Genomic DNA, 18669 nt, shown 5'->3' on the forward strand with positions numbered 1-18669 from the left:
TACCCCCGATCGGTCCCCACCTCCCGCGCCCCCAAAACGCCCCCCCCCCCGCGATCGGTCCCCACCTCCCGCGCCCCCAAAACGCCCCCCCCCCCCCCCCCAGCCGGCCCGCCCGGCTCCACCCCGACCGGGCGGCCCGAGCCGTGCCGTCGGCCGTCGGCGAGCGTGTGAAGAGGCCGGAACGCGAGGGGCCGGCCACCGGTCGTGCGGTCAGCGTCCCGCGAGGAACCGGTCCATGGCCTTCGTCACTGCCCCACGACGCGGGCAGGGAGCGCCCGTTCCCGGCCGGATCCCCCGGCCGGATCCCCCGGCCGGGAAGCCCGGGCCCGGTCAGGTCACCTCGCCCCGGCGGGAGAACCGTTCCTGCCGCCACTCGCCGCTCTCCAGCACCTCCGCCAGCTGCTGCGCCGCGTCCCAGACGTCGACGTGGGAGAGGTAGAGCGGGGTGAACCCGAAGCGCATCAGGTCCGGCGCGCGGAAGTCCCCGATCACGCCGCGCGCGATCAGCGCCTGCACCACCGGGTAGCCGTCGGCGAATCGCAGCGCGACCTGGCTGCCGCGCCGGGCGTGCTCGCGCGGGGTCGCCACCTCGATCCCGTCCAGGCCCTCGACCAGCGCGATGAACAGGTCGGTCAGCGCGAGGCTCTTCGCCCGCACGGCGGCCAGGTCGGCGCGCTCCCACACGTCCAGGCTGGCGCCCAGCGCGGCCTGGCCGAGCAGCGACGGCGAGCTGCACAGGAAGCGCCCGATGCCCTCCTTGGGGTCGTATCCGGGCTCGAACGCGAACGGCCGCGCGTGGCCGAACCAACCGCTCAGCGGCTGCACCGGACCGGCCGCCAGGTGCCGCTCGGCGACGTACAGGAAGGCCGGCGCGCCCGGGCCGCCGTTCAGGTACTTGTAGGTGCAGCCGATCGCGAAGTCCGCGCCCGAGGCGCCGAGTTCGACCGGCAGCGCGCCCACCGAGTGGCACACGTCCCAGATCATCAGCGCGCCCGCGGCCTGCACGCGCGCGGTGATCCCGGGCATGTCGAGCAGCTCGCCGGTGCGGTAGTCCACGTGGGACAGGACGACGGCGGCGACGTCCCCGTCCAGGTGCGCGTCCAGCTCCTCCGGGCGGATCAGCACGCTGCGCGCGCCCTCGACCAGGCCGGTCACGCCCTCGGCGATGTAGAGGTCGGTCGGGAACGCCTCGGCGTCGCCGAGCACCGTGCCGCGCCCCGGGCGCAGCCGCAGCGCCGCCGAGAGCACCTTGAACAGGTTCACGGAGGTGGTGTCGCAGACCGCGACCTCGTCCGCGCCGGCCCCGACCAGCGGTGCGATCCGGCGGCCGAGCGCGTACGGCTGCTCGAACCAGCCGGCGTCGTTCCAGCTGCGGATGAGGTCGCGGCCCCACTCCTCCTCGACCACCTGGCGCACCCGCTCGGGCGTGCGCACCGGCAGTGCGCCCAGCGAGTTCCCGTCCAGGTAGATCACCCCGTCCGGCAGCGCGAACTCCTTGCGGAACGCCGCCAGCGGGTCGACGGCGTCCAGCGCCGCGCACTCCTCGCGCGTGAGCGCACCCGTGATCTTGCCCGTGCCCATGTCCTGCCTCTCGCTCACATCTCGTCCCGGATGGACCACAGCTCCGGGAACACGTCCTGGTCGGCCGACTTGCGCAGCCAGGTCAGCCCGCTGGAGCCGCCCGAGCCGGGCTTGGCGCCCATCGTGCGGCGGACCGCGTTCAGGTGGCGCTGGCGCCACCGGGTGACCCGCTCGGCGACGTCCAGCAGCGCCTCGGCGAGCGGCTGGAGGCCGGCGAACTCCGGCTCGGCGTACACCCGGCGCCAGGCCGCCTCGACCTCGGGGGAGGCGTGGTGGCGCTGCTCGGACGGCAGGTGCGGGACGGTCAGTCCCCGGCGGGCGAGCACGGCCAGCGCGTCGTCGTACAGGCTGGGGGCGCGCAGCGCCTCGGCCAGCTCGTCGCGGGTGCGCGGCGCGTCCGCGTACATGTTCAGCAGCGCGGCGTTCTTGTTGCCGAGCAGGAACTCCAGGTGCAGGAAGGCCGAGGACTGGAAGCCCGAGGCCTCGCCGAACAGCGCGCGGAAGGAGTTGAACTCCTGCGGTGTCATGGTGGCGAGCAGGTCCCAGGACTCGGTCAGCACGTCCTGGACGTGCGTGCCGCGCCGCAGGGCGGCGAGCGCCGCCGGCAGGTCGTCCTCGCGCAGTGCCTGCTGGGCGAGCGTCCACTCGTGCCGCAGCAGGTCGAACAGCAGCTCCATCACCTGCGTGGTGACGATGAACGACATCTCGGCCGGCGCCTTGCTGAGCGGGTGCTGCAGGCCGTGCAGCTCGTCCAGGCGCGCGTAGCGGGCGTACGGGGTCCCCCGACCCGGTTCCTCGCCCCCGACGAATGACAGGCTGGGCGTTTCCACCGTGTCGTGCCCCATCCCGATCCCTCCTGACGGCCGGGCACCACGGCCCGGGCCCGGTGACCAGACGGACGGCCTGGTTCCACCGGGGGCCCCATTGTGCGGCGGTGTCGGCCCCGGATTGAATGGCCTCCGGGTACCGCAACGGGCCCTCGGGCTGTTGTTCGCGAGGCGTTGCGCCGATTCCCTTTACGATCGGCAAGACCGCCGATTCCAGCCACTCGCACGCCACGTGCACAGCACTCCGGGAGCCGCCATGGACGCCGTCGACCGCCGCCTGCTGGCCGAGCTCCAGGCCGACGCCAGGCTCTCGTACAACGAACTCTCCCGCCGGGTGAGCCTGTCCGCACCCGCGGTGGCCGAACGGGTCCGCCGGCTGGAGGCGGACGGCGTGATCACCGGCTACCACGCCCACGTGGACCTTCCCCGCGCCGGGCTGCCGATCACGGCGCTGGTCCAGATCCAGTGCTACGGCCCGCGCTGCGTGCTGCGCGACCCGGAGGTGGCGAACTGGCCCGAGGTGCTCCAGCTGCACCGGGTCACCGGCGGGGCCTGCTGCGTGCTGCTGGTCGCGGCGCCCACGATGGCCGAGTTCGAGCGGCTGTGCGACCGGCTCGGCGGCTACGGCCAGCCGTCGAGCTCGATGATCCTCTCCAGCCCGGTGCCGTGGCGCACGGTCGTCGTGCCGTGACTCCCGTGACTCCCGTGACGCCCATGGCTCCCGTGACTCCCGTGGCCGTGGGGAAAACCCCTCCCCGGTCCCGGGACCGGGGAGTAGGTTCCTCGGCATGCCGAACGAGCGTCACATCCTGCTTCTGACCGGGAGCCTCCGCGCCGGATCCTCCAACGAGACGGTGCTGCGGACGGCCGAGGCCCTCGCCGCCGGGGCCCCGGGCCTGCGCGCCACCTACTTCGAGGGGCTGGCCGACCTCCCGCACTTCAACCCCGACCACGACACCGATCCGCTGCCGGAGGCGGTGGCCGCGCTGCGCGCCGCGGTCGAGGCCGCCGACGCGCTGCTGATCTGCACGCCGGAGTACGCGGGCACGCTGCCCGGTTCGTTCAAGAACCTGCTGGACTGGACGGTCGGCGGGGTCGAGATCTCCGACAAGCCGGCGGCCTGGATCAACTGCGCCGCCCCCGGCCGCGGCGAGGGCGCCGAGGCCACCCTGCGCGCCGTCCTGGGCTACACCGGCGCGGCCGTCGTGGACGAGGCCTGTGTCCGGATCCCGCTGGACCGCGGGGCGGTCGGTGCGGACGGCCTGATCGCCGACCCGGTGGCGCGGGAGCGGATCGGTGAGGTGCTGACCCGCCTCGCCGCGGCCTGACGGCGCGGCCGGCCGGGCCCGGCGCCCTTCAGCGCCGCCGGGCCCGGCGCCCTTCAAGGGCCCCCAGTGCCCCTCAGTGCCCCTCGGCGATGTGCACGCCGAGCCCGGCCAGGCCGTTCAGGAACAGCTCGACGCCCACCGCCGCCAGCAGCAGTCCGAGCAGCCGGGACAGCACCTCCAGCGAGGTGCGGTGGGTGCGCCGCATCAGCGGGGCGAGCAGCGCCACGGCGACGTAGTTGATCATCACGACGGCCACGTAGGCCCCGGCGACGGTGGTCCGCCAGCCCCAGTCGTCCTTGGTGAGCGAGGCGACCAGGACGGCGCTGACGGCGAGCGGGCTGGCGATGTACGGCAGCAGGAGCTCGCGGAAGCCGTCCAGCATCGGGTTCGGCAGGTGCTCGTCGTCCTCGCCCTCGCCGAGGTGCACCCCGAAGACCAGCGCGACGGCGTAGATGAAGAAGATCGTCCCGCCGGCGAGCTGCAGGGACTGGTCGCTGATGTGGAACAGCGTCGTGACCTCGTCCGCGCTGAAGCCCAGCACCAGGCCGATCACGGCCGAGACGACCGTGCTCCAGGCGGCGAGCCGCCGCAGTTCCCGGGTGGTCCGGGTGGGGGCCAGCCGGGCGAAGGACAGCAGCACCTTCGGCGGTCCGACGACGGCGAAGAAGGTGATGAAGGCGCTGGACAGGTTGAAGACGAACATCCGCTCAGCATGACCGCGGGGTCCGCCGGGGGCCGCGGTCCGTTCCCGGTCGGCGGCTGATTCGCCCGGATGGCGGTCCCGGCTCGAACGGGTGCGCGGTCTCGGGTCCCATGGACGGAGGACCACCACCGCGGGAACGAGGTTGCGACATGTGTCTGAACCGTAGGGACCTGGGCCTGCTGGCCCTGCGCGGCGCGGTCGGCGGGGTGCTGATCGCGCACGGCACCCAGAAGCTGTTCGGCTGGTTCGGCGGCGGCGGCCTGGAGGGCACCACCAAGGCGATGGAGGGCATGGGCTTCCACCCGGCCAGGGAGAGCGCGATCGCGGCCGGCCTCGGCGAGGCGGGCGGCGGTGCGCTGCTGGTGGCGGGCCTGGCCACGCCGGCGGCCGGCGCGGTGGTGGCCGGCACGATGGCCGGCGCCGTGGCGGTGCACGCCCCGGCCGGCTTCTTCATGACCTCCGGCGGCTACGAGTACCCGGCGTTCCTCGGCGCGACCGGGCTGGCGCTGGGCCTGGCCGGCCCGGGCCGGTACTCGCTCGACCACGTGACCGGCCACGCCTTCGACCGGCCGTGGGTCGGCGTGCTGGCCTTCGTCGCGAGCGCCGCGTCCGCGTACGGCGTGGTGGCCCGGCGCCGGCACGTCGTGCGGCTGCGCGAGGAACGGGCGGCGGTGGAGGCGGACGAGCAGGAGGGCTCGGGCCTGTCCTGACATCGCCACCCTGACGTCGCCACCCTGACGTCGCCACCCTGACGTCGCCGCCCGCCCGGCTCACCCGGAGGCACCGCCCCGCTGGCGGCTCCGCCCGGGGCCTCGGAGGGTGGGCCGGGAGGCGTGCCGGGCGGCCCGGGCGCCGGAGGACACCAGAAGGGACTGGACCGCCCATGGACCGCCAGCCGCTCACCCGGGCCACCCGGGTCACCCGCAGGGTCACCGCGCAGCTGCCGGATGCCCCGCTGCTGCGCCGCCAACGCCGCGCCGTGGCCGGGGTGTTGGCCACCGTGGTGGTCGCGGGTGCGGTGCTGGCGGGGTGCTCGTCGGGCAAGAGCCCGAGCAGTGCGGTGTCCTCGGCCGCCGGCGAGATCGAGAAGGGCGTCTCGGCCGCGGCGTCGGCCGCCTCGGCGTTGGCCTCGGCGGCCGGCGGGGCCGGTTCGGCGCTCTCGTCGGCGCAGGCGCAGGCCTCGGCGGCGTTCTCGGCCGCCTCGTCCGCCGTGGCGGGGATCAAGGGCGGGCTGGACGCCAAGGCCGACGTCGCGGTGGGGGCGGTGACGACCGGTTCGGACGGCAGGGCGCAGGCGCAGCTGACGGTGACCAACCACGGGCAGCAGTCCTACCGGTACGTGATCCAGGTCGACTTCACGGACGGATCCGGCCAGGTGCAGGACGCGACGGCGGTGACCCTGGACGACGTGGCCGCCGGGCAGGGCGCCCAGGCCACCGCGAAGAGCAACCGGGACCTGTCCGGGACGATCAAGGCCGTCGTGGCGAACGCCGTCCGCTACTGACGCGCAGGTCGCCGGGGGTGCCCGTGGGGGAGGCGAACCTTAAGCGCGGGTCAAGGCCCGACGGCCCCTCTTGACGGGCGAGTTGGTCTAGTCCATTTTTATTGCCCAGGTGCAGGGAGCCCCTGAACCGGCGTCAGCGGCCGTACGGCCGTCGGCGCCGGTTCGGCACATCCCGGTGTCCGTCACGGCCTGATCCCGCTCGACCCCTTTCCCGCTCGATTCCCTTCCTCGATCTGTCATGCCCCGGTCGTCCGGCCCCACCCCGGACGGCGTCCCCGGGGCGGACGGAACCCCCACACCCAGGAGTCACGCACCCATGCTGCGCTCACGCATTGAAAGGGCCGGGACCCCGGCTCAGGAAGGCGTCCGCCGTCGGCGCCCGAAGAGCCTGGCCGCGATCGCGGCCGGCACCACCGCCTCCCTGCTGCTCGGCGCGGGCCTCGCCCTCACCGGCGGCGCCGCGGCCAACGCCGCGACCACCAACTCCACCGGCGCGCCCGCCACCAGCGGCGGCATCAAGGTCGCCTACTTCGACCAGTGGTCGATCTACGCGAACGGGTACTACCCGAAGACGATCCAGGACACCGGCGTGGCCGGGAAGCTGGACTACCTGATCTACGACTTCGCCAACATCAACCCGACCGACCTGGGCTGTTTCGAGGCCACCAAGGCCGCGGACACGAACGACAACAACCCCAACGCGGGTGACGGCGCGGGCGACGCGTTCGCCGACTACCAGAAGAGCTTCGGCGCCGACATCTCGGTCGACGGCGTCGGCGACGTCTGGAACCAGGGGATCGCGGGCAACTTCAACCAGCTGAAGAAGCTGAAGGCGAAGAACCCGAAGCTCAAGGTCCTGATCTCGCTGGGCGGTTGGACCTACTCCAAGTACTTCTCGTCGGCGGCCGCCACGGACGCCTCGCGCAAGCACCTGGTCTCGTCCTGCCTCGACATGTTCATCAAGGGCAACCTCCCGAGCGAGGCCGGCTACGGCGGCCCGGGCTCGGCGGCCGGCGTCTTCGACGGCGTCGACATCGACTGGGAGTACCCGGGCGGCGGCGGTCACACCGGCAACATCTCCAGCCCGGCCGACAAGCAGAACTACACCCTGCTGCTGCAGGAGTTCCGCAACCAGCTGGACGCGCAGGGCAAGGCCGACAACAAGACCTACGCCCTGTCGGCGGCGGTCGGCGCCGGCCAGGACAAGATCATGAACGTCGAGACCGACAAGATCGGCCAGTACCTCACGTTCCTCGACGTCATGACCTACGACATGCACGGCGGCTGGGACGCCCAGGGCCCGACCAACCACCAGGCCCCGCTCTACTCCGGCCCGAACGACCCGATGACCCCGGCCAAGCCGGGCCACGGCAAGTACTCGATCGACAACGCCGTCAAGGCGTGGACGGTCGGCGACCCGGACTACGGCATCCCCGGCGGCTTCCCCGCCAACAAGATCAACATGGGTGTGCCGTTCTACTACCGCGGCTGGACCGGCGTCCCGAACAACGGCCAGAACGGCCTGTTCCAGCCCGCCGCCAACCCCGCCGCCGGCGCCGCGATGTCCGGCAACGTCCCCGGCATCCAGATGTACAAGGAGCTCACGGGCTTCGTCGACAACCCGTCCAAGACCTTCTGGGACGACGCCGCGAAGGCCACGTACTTCTACGACGGCACCACCTTCTGGAGCGGTGAGGACGCCCGGTCGATCCAGGCCAAGCTCGACTACGCCCACTGCAACGGCCTCGGCGGCTCCTTCGCCTTCTCGCTGTACGACCTGGGGACCAACACCTCCCTGTTCGACACGATGGCGAACGCCACCAACGGCTCGGCCGCGGCCTGCCCGGCCCCGCCGACCGGCACCCCGAGCTCCACCGCCACCCCGACCCAGACCCCGACCGGCACCCCCACCGGTACGCCGACCGGGACCCCCACGGGCACCCCGACCGGTACGCCGACCGGCACCCCCACCGGCACGCCGGTCACCTGCCCGGCCGCCCCGAGCTGGGACCCGAACGCCACCTACGCGGCCGGCGGCACCAAGGTCTCCTGGAAGGGCCACTACTACAGCAACAAGTGGTGGACCAAGGGCGAGGACCCGACCCAGAGTGGCCAGTGGGGCGTCTGGACCGACAACGGCCCCTGCTGACGCCCGGGCCCGATCCCGAGAACGGCTGAGGGCCTGACGGACCCCGCACCGAAACCGAAAGACGTCCGGCCGGCTCTCCTCGATGCGCCGCAGCATCCGGGCCAGCAGGGCCGACAGCACGGCCCGCTCCTCGCCCGCGATGTCCTGGAGCAGTTCCTCCTCGAACACCGCCGCCATCCGCATCGACTCCAGCCACTTGTCGCGGCCGTTCTCGGTCAGCTCGATGATCACCCGGACCCGGTTGGACTCGTCCCGTTCCCGGGTGACGAGGTCCTCGGCCACCATCCGGTCGATCCGGTGCGTCATCGCCGCCGGGGTGAGCCCGAGCCGCTTGGCCAGCTCGCCCGGTCCCAGCCGGTAGGGGCTGCCGGAGACCACCAGGGCCTTCAGCACCTCCCACTCCGCGGACGTGATCCCCAGCACAGTCAGCTGCCGGTCGTAGGCCACCCCCATCCGCCGCGAGACCCGGTTCAGGGTCTGCACGATGGTCTCCACCTGCGGGTCCACCGTGGGGAACTCCCGCTGGTAGACGGCCACCTGCTCGGCGATGCCGAGCTCCCTGGGCTTGGCCGGAGCGGGCTTGTCCGTAGTCATGCGGACCAGTGTCGCACGGGGGCGTGCATCTCTTAAGCCTTTGACTCCACACTCTTCTGGTGCTAAGACTTTATCTCGTCAAACTTTAGCTCTGAAATCTTCTGGACTTAAGAGTATCCAGTCGAATCTCCAAGAAGGGGTGTGCACGGTGACCGGCACGGTGAAGCAGCAGAGGCAGCAGCGACGCGGGGCGGGCGGCCCGCTGCGCCGCGTCCAGATCGGCAACGCGCTCAGCGCGTTCGGCAGCGGGTTCACGATGCCGTACATGTTCGTGTACGTGGACCAGGTGCGCGGGCTCGGCTCGCTGGCGGCCGGGATGGTGTTCACCGTCTTCGCGCTCGCGGCGCTCGCCGTCCTGCCGTTCACCGGCCGCGGCATCGACAAGTACGGCCCCCGGCCCGTCCTGCTGGCCGGCACCGCGCTCGCCTCCACCGGCGCGTTCGCCTTCGGGCACGCCACCGGCACCCCCGCCCTGCTGGTCTCCTCGTTCCTGTTCGGCGCGGGCGTCACCACCTGCCAGCCGGCGCTCGCCACGATGATCGTCCGCTGCTCCACCGCGGCGACCCGGGCGCACGCCTTCGCGCTGCAGTTCACCCTGGTCAACCTGGGCATGGGCATCGGCGCGCTGGTCGGCGGGCAGATCGTGAACGTGGCCGACCCGGCCAGCCTCACCCGGCTGTTCACCATCGAGGCGGCGACCTTCCTCGGCCTCGCCCTGGTCACCGGCACCGCCCGGATGCCCAAGGTCCAGCTGACCGCCGTCCACGGCAAGACCGAAGGCCCGACCGGCCTGCGCGCCCTGGTCGCCGACAAGGCGATGGTGCGGCTCTGCGTCCTCGCCGGGCTGATCTTCTTCACCTGCTACGGCCAGTTCGAGTCCGGCGTCGCGGCCTTCGCCACCGACACCGTCGGCACCGCGCCCTCCACCCTGGGCTTCGCGATCGGCGCCAACGCGCTGACCATCGTCGTCCTGCAGATGTTCATGGTGCGGATCACCGCGCGCCGCCGCCGCACCACCGCCATGGCCGCGGCCGGCGTGGTCTGGCTCGGCGCCTGGACGATGGCCCTCGTGGCCGGCCTGATCCGGACCGAGGCCATGGCCGCCACGGTCGCGATCGTCTCGATCTACGCCCTGTTCGGCGTCGGCGAGTCGCTGCTCGCGCCCACCATGGGCCCGATCGTCGCCGACCTCGCCCCGGCCCGGCTGCTCGGCACCTACAACGCCGGCTACGCCCTGGTGAAGCAGATCGCGATCGCGGTCGGCCCGGCCGTCGGCGTGCTGCTGGTCGGCTCCGGCACCTGGCCGCTCTACCTCGCGGCCATGGCGGGCTCCACCCTGCTGATCGTCGCCCTGGCCCTGCGGCTGCGCCCGCACCTCACGCCGGAGCAGGACAACGCGGCCCCGGCCGTCGTCCACGCGATCCCCGTCCGGGAGCTCCAGACGGCCGCCTGAGCGGGCCCCGACGAACACCGCGCGCACGGGCGCCGACCGGGTCACCCGGGCGGCGCCCGTCGCGCTTGGCTTCGCGACCACCGCCACATAGTGTCAGTGCCTGTCGACCGCCCGGCCCCGGCCGGCACGGCGGTCACTGGCACAGCGGTACACCGGCGAATCGGCGAGGCTATGACGCAAGCGGCGCTCACGCACCCCCCGGCGGCACCGGCCCCGGACCCCGGACCGGCCCCGCGCGGGCCGCTGGTCGCGGCGGCCGACCGGGCCGCGTGGTTCGGCTGGCTCGGGCCGATCGGCGTCGCGCTCTTCGCCGGCCTGCTGCGGTTCTGGAACCTCGGCTACCCCAACGCCTTCGTCTTCGACGAGACGTACTACCCCAAGGACGCCTGGTCGCTGCTCAAGCAGGGCTACGAGGGCAGCTGGCCGGACCACGCCAACGCCGACGTCCTGGCCGTCCCGCAGGGCGTCCCGCTCACCAGCGCCCCGGAGTTCGTCGCCCACCCGCCGCTGGGCAAGTGGGTGATCGCCGTCGGCGAGCAGCTCTTCGGACTGCACCCCTTCGGCTGGCGGTTCATGACCGCCCTGCTCGGCACCGTCACCGTGCTCATGCTCGCCCGGATCGGCCGCCGCCTCTTCGGCTCCACCCTGATCGGCTGCACCGCCGCCCTCCTGATGGCCGTCGACGGCCTCCAGCTGGTGATGAGCCGGGTCGGCCTGCTCGACGGCGTCCAGATGTTCTTCGTCCTCGCCGCGTTCGGCGGCCTGCTGATCGACCGCGACCGCGTGCGCGCCCGGCTGGCCGGCGTCACCGACGGCGACACCGTCCGGCTCGGCCTGCGGCCCTGGCGGATCGCCGCCGGCGTGTTCGTCGGCTCCGCCGCCGCGGTCAAGTGGAACGGCGTCATGGTCCTCGCCGCCTTCGGCATCCTGACCGTCCTGTGGGACCAGTCCGGCCGCCGCGCCGCCGGCGCCCGCCGCCCCTGGCGCTCGATGCTGCGCCGGGACGCCGTCCCCGCCTTCCTCGCCATGGTCGGCTCCGCGGTCGTCGTCTACGTCGGCGCCTGGAGCGGCTGGCTGGCCAACGGCGCCAACGGCGGCGGCGGGTACGACCGGCACTGGGCCGACGACCGCGCCGGGCTCTCGCCGGACAGCGTCCTCGGCGTCCCGCTGCCGCAGGTCTCGATGAGCTGGGTGCCCGCGCCGCTGCGCAGCCTGTGGCACTACCACTCGCAGATGTACGACTTCAACACCGGGCTGAGCACCCCGCACACCTACCAGTCCAACCCGTTCAGCTGGCTGGTCATGGGCCGCCCGGTCTCCATGTACTGGGAGCAGGTCCCGATCGGCACCCGGGGCTGCACCACGCCCGGCGGCTGCTCGGCGCAGATCCTCGGGCTCGGCACGCCGCTGCTCTGGTGGACGGCCTGCTTCGCGCTCGTCTACCTGCTGTGGCGCTGGTTCTTCCGGCGCGACTGGCGCTCGGGCGCCGTGCTGTGCGCGGTGGCCGCGATCTACCTGCCCTGGTTCCAGTACCAGGAGCGGACGGTCTTCTCCTTCTACATGGTCGTGCTGGTGCCGTTCCTGTGCCTGGCCGTCGCCCAGATGCTCGGCGCGATCCTCGGCCCGGCCGGCAGCACCCCCGAGCGGCGGCGGATCGGCGCGGCGGCGGCCGGGCTGATCGTGCTCGCGATCGTCGGGTGCTTCGCCTTCTTCTACCCGCTCTACACGGCGGAGGTGATCCCGTTGACGTCCTGGCAGGACCGGATGTGGTTCACCAGCTGGATCTGAGCCCGTTGACCGGACGGTCCTGGGCGGGCTCCGCGCTCGCCGCGTCGGGCGGACAACTGCTGCCCGTCACCCCGGTGCTCGGGGTGGTGGCCGCCGTCCTGCTGCTGGCCGCCGTCGCGGTGGCCGGGTGGGGCCTGCTGGGGCACGGGCACGCGGTGCTGCGGGCCGGGCTGCGGGCGGTGGTGCAGCTGGCGGCCGTCGCCGCGGTGATCACCTGGGTGGTCGGCTCCCTGTGGTGGTCGGCGCTGTTCGTGCTGCTGATGTTCACCGTCGCGGTGCGCACCGCCGGGCGGCGGATGACCCCGGGGCCGGGCTGGGTGTGGGCGGCGGCCCCGATCGGCGCCGGGGTGCTGCCGGTGCTCGTCCTGCTGCTGGCCGTCGGACTGCTGCCGCCGAAGGGCCTGTCCGTCATCCCGGTCGCGGGGATCCTGATCGGCGGCGGGCTCACCGCCACCTCGCTCGCCGGGCGGCGCGCCCTGGACGAGCTCCGGCAGCGGCGCGGCGAGGTGGAGGCGGCGCTGGCGCTCGGCTTCGAGGAGCGCGACGCCCGGCTGGAGATCTGCCGGACGGCCGCCGCGACCTCGCTCGTCCCCGCCCTGGACCAGACGCGGACGGTCGGCCTGGTGACGCTCCCCGGCGCCTTCGTCGGCATGCTGCTCGGCGGGTCCTCCCCGGTGCAGGCCGGTGCGGTCCAACTGTTCGTGCTGGTCGGCCTGTTGGCGGTGGAGGCGGCCGCCGTCGTGGTGGTCCTGGAGCTGGTCGGGCGCGGGCTGGTGACGGCGGCCGACCTCCCACCGGGTGGGGAGCCCGCCCGGCGTCGGGTAACCTGGACGGCGTTGAAGGGGAGTAGCCCTCCACCGGACCGTCGACATACTGGCCCCCACGGGCCCGGCGCCCGGGGCACGCGGTCGTGAGACCGGTGCCGGCGAGACCTTCGGCCGCAGTGCTGTGACCGTTTCCAGTGCTGTCGGGCCGAGGCGTCCCCTGACGGAGCTGCCGCGGACCGGCGGCCCGACCGAGGGAATCCTCCGATGAGTGTGACCGTAGCCGCGTTGACGTTCGGCATCATCTTCCTGGCCGAGCTGCCGGACAAGACCGCCCTGGCCAGCCTGGTCCTCGGCACGAAGTACCGCGCGAGCTACGTCTTCGCCGGCATCGCCGCCGCCTTCGCCGTCCAGGTGGGCATCGCCCTGGTGGCCGGGCACCTGCTCTCGCTCCTGCCGCACCGCTGGGTCGAGGGCGTCACCGGCGCGCTGTTCCTGGCCGGCGCCGCGATGCTGCTCTTCCACGGTGGCGGCGACGATGACGAGCACGCCGCCAAGGAGCCGTCCTCCAGCAGCTTCTGGAAGGTGGCCGGGGCGAGCTTCGTGGTCGTCGCGGTGGCCGAGTTCGGCGACCTGACCCAGATCATGACCGCCAACCTGGCCGCCAAGTACGCCGATCCGCTGGCCGTCGGCATCGGCTCCTGGCTGGCGCTGTGCGCGGTCGGCGGGATCGCGATCGTGGGCGGGCAGAAGCTGCTGAAGCACGTGCCGATGAAGCTGATCGTCCGCGTCGCGGCGGCGATCATGGTGGTGCTGGCGGGCGTCAGCATCGTCGGGGCCGTCACGGGCTGACGCGCCCGCCCGTTCCGGCTCTCCGGGGCGGGATCGGCTCGCCCTTAGCGGGGGCGGATCGGCTCGCCCTTACCGGGAACGGATCAGCAGCCGGGGTCAGCAGCCCGGGTCCGCGGCGAGGGTGGCCTGGGTCTTGGGACCGTAGACGCCGTTCTCGCCCTTGATCCGGTTGTCGTGCTGGTAGCTGATCAGCACCGACTGCGTCCAGTAGTCGAAGGTGCCGGTGACGATCGACTTGTCGACGAATCCGCACTCGGCGGCGTAGAGCTGCTGCTGCATCGCCTTGACGTCGGCGCCGGCCATCCCGAGCTGCAGGAGACGCGGCGTGGGGGTCGGGGTCGGCGTCGGGGTGGGCGTGGGCGTCGGGGTGGGGGTCGGCGTCGGCGTCGGGGTGGGCGTCGGCGTCGGGGTCGGGGTGTGGGACGGGGTGGGCGTCGGCGTCCTCGTCGGGCTCGGCTTGGCCGTCCGGGTGGCCGTCGGGCTCGGGGTGTCGCTCGTCGGCGCCGCGGCGCTCGGCTGCGGGGCGGGATCGGTGGTCGGGTCCGCCGGCGCGGGGGCGAGCGACGTGGGCGCGGGCAGCGCCTTCTGCGCCGGCGGCGACGAGGGCGTCACGGCGTACGCGAGGCCGACGGTGAGCGCCAGCAGGCCCGCGCCGGCGCCCGCGACCAGCAGCTTGTGCCGGGCGAGCGGGCTCTGCTCGGCCTGCTCGGCGGCCCTCCGCGCGGCCCGGCCGGCGACGGGGGCGGCCTCCGGGTCGGGCTCGGGGGCGGGGTTGTCGAACGGGAAGTAGCCGAGGTCGTCCCCGGGCTGGACGGGCGGGACGGGCTGGACAGGCGGCATCGCGGTGGTCGCGTAGCCGTCCTGGGCGTACGCGTCGGGCGCGTACCCGTCCGGCGCGTACCCGTCCGGGGCGGCGCCGGGGACGGGCGGCAGCACGGTGGTGGCGTACGCGTCCTGAGCGGGCCCGGGGACGGGCGGCAGCACGGTGGTGGCGTACGCGTCCGCGTCGGGCCCGAGCGGCGGCACGGGCGGGTGCGCGGCCATGGGTGCGGCTGCCGGAGGGCTGTGCGGCGCGGCGGTGTGCGACGGGGTGTGCGGCGCTGCGGCGTGCGGCGGCTCCTCCGCGACCTGGCCGGCTGCCTGCGGCACGTACGGGCGGACCAGTGGCGGGCCCTCGACGTGCGGGAGGACGGCGGTCTCGTCGAGACTCCGGTCCGGGAGGCAGCCGCACCCGGCGGTGCGTGCGGTGCCGCACGTCGGGCAGTGCTGGTCCGGCATGGGCCGGCCCTCCTCGGATCTCGGTTCGCGGTTCTCGTGCTCTCTGGCGCGCGGCCGGGCGGTCCCGGGTCGCACGATCGGGCCTGATTATGCAGGACGTCCCGGAGGGTGGACAGGGCCGTCCGGCCGTCCGCGGTGGGGTTGTGCCGGTTGGTGGTGGTTGGCACCAGGTGAACGGTCCGTGTTCGGTTGACAGGTGGGGCGCTTACGTTCGGCTCAATCAGGCGGCACAAAGCAGGGCAATTCTGACAGCATGGTGGCTGGGAGTGATCATCCGCCCGGGCCGTTCGCTCCCGCCCGGCCCGCGACCCCACGCAGACGCCAGGAGGCGCCATGACGGACCTGCCGGACCCTCGGGACCCTCCCGCGGCCTTCGGCCGGAGCCCGGCGCCCGAGCCCGGCCCGCCGGCGGTCACCGTCCCCAACCTCTGGGTGCCGATCGGCGCCCTGCTGCTGGCGATGCTGCTCGCCGCGCTCGACCAGACCATCGTCTCCACCGCGCTGCCCACGATCGTCAGCGACCTCGGCGGCCTGGAACACCTGTCCTGGGTGGTCACCGCCTACATGCTCGCCTCGACCGCGGCCACCCCGCTCTGGGGCAAGCTCGGCGACATGTACGGCCGGAAGCGGTTCTTCCAGGCCTCCATCGTCATCTTCCTGCTCGGCTCGGTGCTCTGCGGAATCGCCCAGGACATGGGCGAGTTGATCGCCTTCCGGGCGCTCCAGGGCCTCGGCGGCGGCGGGTTGATGGTGCTGTCGCAGGCGATCGTCGGCGACCTCGTCTCGCCCCGCGACCGCGGCAAGTACCAGGGCCTGTTCGGCGCCGTGTTCGGCGTGACGAGCGTGCTCGGGCCGCTGCTGGGCGGCCTGTTCGTCGACAACCTCAGCTGGCGCTGGGTCTTCTACATCAACCTGCCGATCGGCGTGGTCGCCCTGGTCGTCATCGCGGCGGTGCTGCACGGTCTCGAGGTCAAGCGCGAGCACCGGATCGACTACCTCGGCACCGCGCTGATCGCCTCCGTCGCGACCTGCCTCGTGCTGATGACCTCGCTCGGCGGCACCACGTGGGCGTGGAGCTCCTGGCAGATCGTCGGGCTCGGCGTGCTGGGGCTCGTCCTGCTCGTCGCCTTCGTTCAGGTCGAGCGGACGGCGCAGGAGCCCGTCCTGCCGCTGCGACTGTTCCGCTCACGGACGTTCAGCCTGGTCGCGGTGATCTCCTTCGTCGTCGGCTTCGCGATGTTCGGCGCGCTCACCTACCTGCCGACCTTCCTCCAGGTCGTCATGCAGGTCTCGCCGACCATGTCCGGCATCCACATGCTGCCGATGGTGCTCGGCATGCTGGCCACCTCGATCGGCTCCGGCCAGATCGTCGCCCGCACCGGGCACTACCGGGTCTTCCCGATCGCCGGGACGGCAGTCACCACCGTCGGCCTGCTGCTCCTCTCGCGGCTCGACGAGCACACCGGCACGGGGGAGATGAGCCTGTACTTCCTCGTCTTCGGCCTCGGCCTGGGCCTGGTGATGCAGGTGCTGGTGCTGATCGTGCAGAACTCGGTCGGCTACCAGGACCTCGGCGTGGCCACCGCGGGCGCGACCTTCTTCCGCTCCATCGGCGCCTCGTTCGGCGTCTCCATCTTCGGGACGGTCTTCGCGAGCGGCCTGAAGTCCCGGCTCGCGGACGCGCTGCGTGGCGTGCCGCTGCCGCCCGGCTTCCGTCCCGACGCGATCACCTCCGACCCGCGCGTCGTCAGCCGCCTGCCGGCCGCCGTCCAGACGGCCGTCCACCACGCGTACGCCGAATCGATCACCCGCGTGTTCCTGTACGCGGTGCCCGTCGCGGTGGTCGCCTTCGTGCTGTCGCTGTTCCTGCGCGAGCAGACGCTGCGCACCACCGTGACGGCACCGGACCTGAGCGAGTCCATCGGCCTCAATCCGGTGGAACGCTCCTCGCTGGACGAAATCGCCCGCGCCCTCTCGGTGTTGAGCACCCGCGAGGCCCGGCGCGACCTGTTCCGCCGGATCACCGCCACCGCCGGCCTGGACCTGCTGCCCGCCTCCAGCTGGCTGCTCCTCCAGATGCACCAGCACGGTTCCGCCGAGCCAGCCGAGCTCGCCGAGCGGCGGGTCGTGCCGATCGCCGTCATCGAGGCGGCGGCCCGCGAGGTCGAGAGCCGTGGGCTGGCCTCGCGCCACGGCGGACTGCCGCTGCGGCTCACCGAGCCGGGGGAGCAGGCCGCGCTGAAACTCGTCGCGGCCCGGCGCACCCAGCTCTCCGAGCTGCTGGGCGACTGGGACGAGAAGCAGTACGCCGACCTCGCCGACCTGCTCACCCGGCTCAGCTCCGGCCTCGGCGCCGACCCGCGCGACCGCCCCGACCCGGTGGGCGGCCTGGAGCCGCCGTACCGGGGCGAGGGCCGCTCGTTCTGATTCACGGTGCTCCGAACCAGCGCGGGGTGTCGAGCCGGAACGGGTCGCCGGGCGCGAGCAGTCGCAAGTCCTTCTCCATCTGCCGGAGGTGCTCCTCGCCGAGGGTGGCGGACCACTGGGCGCGCAGCTCGTCGAAGATCCGGGCCGAACGGGCGAGGCAGTCCACCCCGCGCGCGGTGAGCCGGACGACCTTGCGGCGGGCGTCGGCGGGGTCGCTGCCGCGCTCGACGTAGCCGAGCTGCTCCAGACCCTCGACGGTCTTCCCGGCGGCCTGCTTGGACACGCCGAGGCGGCGGCCGAGCTCGACGGCGGTGGTGCCGTGCGGCCCGATCGCTTGGAACACGAAGCCGTGCATCGGCCGCACGTCGGGATGTCCTTCGCGGGCCAGGCGCTCGTGCAGCTCGTCGATGATCGTCCGGAAGGCGAGCAGGAGGCGCAGCGGCAGCTCGAAGCCGGGCGGGGCGGGTTCGCTTGACATGATAGACAACCTCATTGACCATATAGACAACGACATTGTCCATCTTAGGGGGTTCCATCGCCATGCCCGTGATCCGTCACGCCGACGCGCGCCGCACCGAGACGCCGAACGCCGTCATGACCACCTACGCCTCGCCGACCCAGGGCGCAACTGCCCTTGCGATGTGGCATGTCGACATGGGCGCCGGGAAGCAGGGGCCACTGCACGCCATGGACGTCGAACAGATCTGGACGCTCCTGAGCGGCTCCGCCGTCGTTTCTCTCGCCGGTGAAGCGCTTTCCCTCTTCGCCGGGGACACCGTCGCCCTCCCCGCCGGTGCGGCCCGCCAGATCTCGACCGACGACGGCTTCACCGCCATCGTGGCCTCACCTTCACCCGCCCACGCCTACAACTCCGACGCCGTCACCCCGGAGGGAGCCTGCGGGATGGCACCGAAGGGCGACGAGCGGGTGCTCCCGCCGTGGATCGCGTGAGGTGTAGGAGACTTCTCGAAGCACCCGAGAGAAGGAGCAGCATGTCCGTCGTCAAGATCAACGTCCTGACCGTCCCCGCCGAGCAGCGCGAGGTGCTGGAGCAGCGCTTCGCCTCCCGCGCCGGCGCGGTGGAGAACTCCGACGGCTTCGAGTGGTTCGAGCTCCTGCGCCCGGTCGAGGGTACCGACCAGTACCTGGTCTACACCCGCTGGCGCAGCGAGGAGGACTTCAAGGCCTGGATGGAGGGCCCGATGCAGGCCGCCCACCGCGGCGCCCCCGCCGAGGGCGGCGAGGCCCCGAAGCGCCCGGCCGCGTCCGGCTCCACGCTGTGGTCCTTCGAGGTCGTCCAGTCGGCGGGCCCGAAGGCCTGAGTGGTCGTTGAACGAGCGGCGGGGGGGGCGCGCGCGGGGCGCGCGCGGCGCCCGGGGGGGGGGGGGTTGGATGAGGCGAGAAAGGCGGCGCGGCCGGGC

The 18669-nt window shown here is 73.0% G+C and carries 17 protein-coding genes and 1 pseudogene; 12 read left to right on the forward strand and 6 right to left on the reverse strand.

Annotated elements, in window-relative coordinates; all coding sequences use genetic code 11:
- Nucleotides 1-330: 330 nt before the first annotated feature.
- Together kynU and ACFV4G_RS12605 are read right to left on the reverse strand one after the other, a co-directional pair.
- Entirely contained in the window at nt 331-1581 is a 1251-nt protein-coding gene (gene kynU / locus ACFV4G_RS12600; RefSeq protein ID WP_380439446.1) for a kynureninase, read from the reverse strand.
- Between the two features lie 14 nt (nt 1582-1595).
- Complete coding sequence (locus ACFV4G_RS12605; protein ID WP_380439380.1) at nt 1596-2426, reverse strand: tryptophan 2,3-dioxygenase; 831 nt, start codon at nt 2424-2426, stop codon at nt 1596-1598.
- Nucleotides 2427-2664: 238 nt separating this feature from the next.
- Between ACFV4G_RS12605 and ACFV4G_RS12610 the strand changes: the two genes are divergently transcribed.
- Both ACFV4G_RS12610 and ACFV4G_RS12615 read left to right on the forward strand, forming a co-directional pair.
- A complete protein-coding gene (locus tag ACFV4G_RS12610; RefSeq protein ID WP_380439382.1) occupies nt 2665-3099 on the forward strand; it encodes an Lrp/AsnC family transcriptional regulator in 435 nt (144 codons plus the stop codon).
- A gap of 97 nt (nt 3100-3196) precedes the next feature.
- The gene (locus ACFV4G_RS12615) at nt 3197-3736 is read left to right on the forward strand and encodes an NADPH-dependent FMN reductase (protein ID WP_380439383.1); all 540 of its coding nucleotides are present in this window, start codon (nt 3197-3199) and stop codon (nt 3734-3736) included.
- 73 nt (nt 3737-3809) lie between these two features.
- Here the strand turns inward: ACFV4G_RS12615 and ACFV4G_RS12620 are convergent, their stop codons facing one another.
- Nucleotides 3810-4439, reverse strand: a complete 630-nt coding sequence (locus tag ACFV4G_RS12620; RefSeq protein ID WP_380439385.1) for a MarC family protein — start codon at nt 4437-4439, stop codon at nt 3810-3812.
- Nucleotides 4440-4588: 149 nt separating this feature from the next.
- Here ACFV4G_RS12620 and ACFV4G_RS12625 point away from each other — a divergent pair, with 149 nt between their 5' ends.
- From ACFV4G_RS12625 to ACFV4G_RS12635, 3 genes are all read left to right on the forward strand, one after another.
- The gene (locus ACFV4G_RS12625; protein WP_380439387.1) at nt 4589-5149 is read left to right on the forward strand and encodes a DoxX family protein; all 561 of its coding nucleotides are present in this window, start codon (nt 4589-4591) and stop codon (nt 5147-5149) included.
- Nucleotides 5150-5322: 173 nt separating this feature from the next.
- The gene (locus ACFV4G_RS12630; RefSeq protein ID WP_380439389.1) at nt 5323-5943 is read left to right on the forward strand and encodes a hypothetical protein; all 621 of its coding nucleotides are present in this window, start codon (nt 5323-5325) and stop codon (nt 5941-5943) included.
- Nucleotides 5944-6259: 316 nt separating this feature from the next.
- The gene (locus ACFV4G_RS12635) at nt 6260-8092 is read left to right on the forward strand and encodes a glycosyl hydrolase family 18 protein (RefSeq protein WP_380439391.1); all 1833 of its coding nucleotides are present in this window, start codon (nt 6260-6262) and stop codon (nt 8090-8092) included.
- Between the two features lie 63 nt (nt 8093-8155).
- Here ACFV4G_RS12635 and ACFV4G_RS12640 read toward each other — a convergent pair.
- Nucleotides 8156-8686, reverse strand: a pseudogene (locus ACFV4G_RS12640) (MarR family winged helix-turn-helix transcriptional regulator); the annotation flags it as partial.
- 148 nt (nt 8687-8834) lie between these two features.
- Between ACFV4G_RS12640 and ACFV4G_RS12645 the strand changes: the two are divergent.
- The 4 genes from ACFV4G_RS12645 (at nt 8835) to ACFV4G_RS12660 (ending at nt 13543) form a co-directional block, all read left to right on the forward strand.
- Nucleotides 8835-10139 carry an MFS transporter gene (locus ACFV4G_RS12645; RefSeq protein ID WP_380439393.1) on the forward strand — a complete coding sequence of 435 codons (1305 nt, stop codon included), beginning with the start codon at nt 8835-8837 and terminating at the stop codon, nt 10137-10139.
- A 171-nt stretch (nt 10140-10310) separates the two neighbouring features.
- Nucleotides 10311-11927: a dolichyl-phosphate-mannose--protein mannosyltransferase gene (locus tag ACFV4G_RS12650; protein WP_380439395.1), complete on the forward strand. Its 1617-nt coding sequence runs from the start codon at nt 10311-10313 to the stop codon at nt 11925-11927.
- Nucleotides 11928-11983: 56 nt separating this feature from the next.
- Nucleotides 11984-12841, forward strand: coding sequence for an ABC transporter permease (locus ACFV4G_RS12655; RefSeq protein ID WP_380439448.1), 858 nt, complete (start codon nt 11984-11986; stop codon nt 12839-12841).
- A gap of 117 nt (nt 12842-12958) precedes the next feature.
- On the forward strand, nt 12959-13543 hold the full coding sequence (locus tag ACFV4G_RS12660) for a TMEM165/GDT1 family protein (RefSeq protein WP_380439397.1): 585 nt from the start codon (nt 12959-12961) through the stop codon (nt 13541-13543).
- A 96-nt stretch (nt 13544-13639) separates the two neighbouring features.
- Here the strand turns inward: ACFV4G_RS12660 and ACFV4G_RS12665 are convergent, their stop codons facing one another.
- The gene (locus ACFV4G_RS12665; protein ID WP_380439399.1) at nt 13640-14821 is read right to left on the reverse strand and encodes a peptidoglycan-binding domain-containing protein; all 1182 of its coding nucleotides are present in this window, start codon (nt 14819-14821) and stop codon (nt 13640-13642) included.
- 333 nt (nt 14822-15154) lie between these two features.
- Here ACFV4G_RS12665 and ACFV4G_RS12670 point away from each other — a divergent pair, with 333 nt between their 5' ends.
- Entirely contained in the window at nt 15155-17248 is a 2094-nt protein-coding gene (locus ACFV4G_RS12670; protein ID WP_380439401.1) for an MFS transporter, read from the forward strand.
- A 1-nt stretch (nt 17249) separates the two neighbouring features.
- On the opposite strand, the gene ACFV4G_RS12675 is transcribed toward ACFV4G_RS12670, so the two are convergent.
- A complete protein-coding gene (locus ACFV4G_RS12675; RefSeq protein WP_380439403.1) occupies nt 17250-17726 on the reverse strand; it encodes a MarR family winged helix-turn-helix transcriptional regulator in 477 nt (158 codons plus the stop codon).
- Nucleotides 17727-17788: 62 nt separating this feature from the next.
- Between ACFV4G_RS12675 and ACFV4G_RS12680 the strand changes: the two genes are divergently transcribed.
- Both ACFV4G_RS12680 and ACFV4G_RS12685 read left to right on the forward strand, forming a co-directional pair.
- Nucleotides 17789-18199, forward strand: a complete 411-nt coding sequence (locus ACFV4G_RS12680; protein ID WP_380439405.1) for a cupin domain-containing protein — start codon at nt 17789-17791, stop codon at nt 18197-18199.
- Between the two features lie 41 nt (nt 18200-18240).
- Entirely contained in the window at nt 18241-18570 is a 330-nt protein-coding gene (locus ACFV4G_RS12685; protein ID WP_380439407.1) for an antibiotic biosynthesis monooxygenase family protein, read from the forward strand.
- Nucleotides 18571-18669 lie beyond the last annotated feature (99 nt).

This window comes from Kitasatospora sp. NPDC059747, from assembly GCF_042732955.1.
GTDB lineage: Bacteria > Actinomycetota > Actinomycetes > Streptomycetales > Streptomycetaceae > Kitasatospora.